This window comes from Pseudomonas sp. PME37.24/006 (genome assembly GCF_055556635.1).
The window spans coordinates 1-356 of record NZ_JBVHNL010000025.1 but is presented as its reverse complement, the minus strand read 5'-3'; the positions used below and the strand labels follow the sequence as shown (position 1 = coordinate 356).

Here is a 356-nt window from a genome sequence, read left to right as displayed (position 1 = left end):
ACCGCATCATCATCACCGCTGCGGCGGTGGTCCTCGTCCCTGTCACCGTCGCGCTCGTGATCGACTTCTTCCGCAACCCGGACTGAGTGACCGATGCCTGCCTACAAGGTCCAGTGGCAGCAGCACGTCAACGTCACCGCGACTGTCAGCGTCGAGCTCGACGAGCTCGCGGCATGGGCCTGCCATCATCTCGGGCTCCGCACGCTCACCGACGAGGCGACAACCGCCGCTGCGGCACCGGACGGTGTTCGGCGGATGCTCGAGCACAACGACCGCTTGCGGGAGGAGCTGCTGCAGAGGTGGGCAGTAGCGCACTTGCCGCACAGGTGATGTCCCGAGGCCACAGCATGATGCCC

Annotated in this window: 1 protein-coding gene; it reads left to right on the top strand. The window is 66.3% G+C overall.

Annotated features, from left to right (window positions below; genetic code table 11):
* The first annotated feature begins 93 nt into the window (after nucleotides 1-93).
* The gene (locus ACZ3GY_RS23705; protein ID WP_311290924.1) at nucleotides 94-330 is read left to right on the top strand and encodes a hypothetical protein; all 237 of its coding nucleotides are present in this window, start codon (nucleotides 94-96) and stop codon (nucleotides 328-330) included.
* Nucleotides 331-356: the final 26 nt, after the last annotated feature.

Bases quoted from the DNA above. Each gene is read 5' to 3' on its own strand.
- ACZ3GY_RS23705 (WP_311290924.1), top strand. From the start codon at position 94: ATGCCTGCCTACAAGGTCCAGTGGCAGCAGCACGTCAACGTCACCGCG.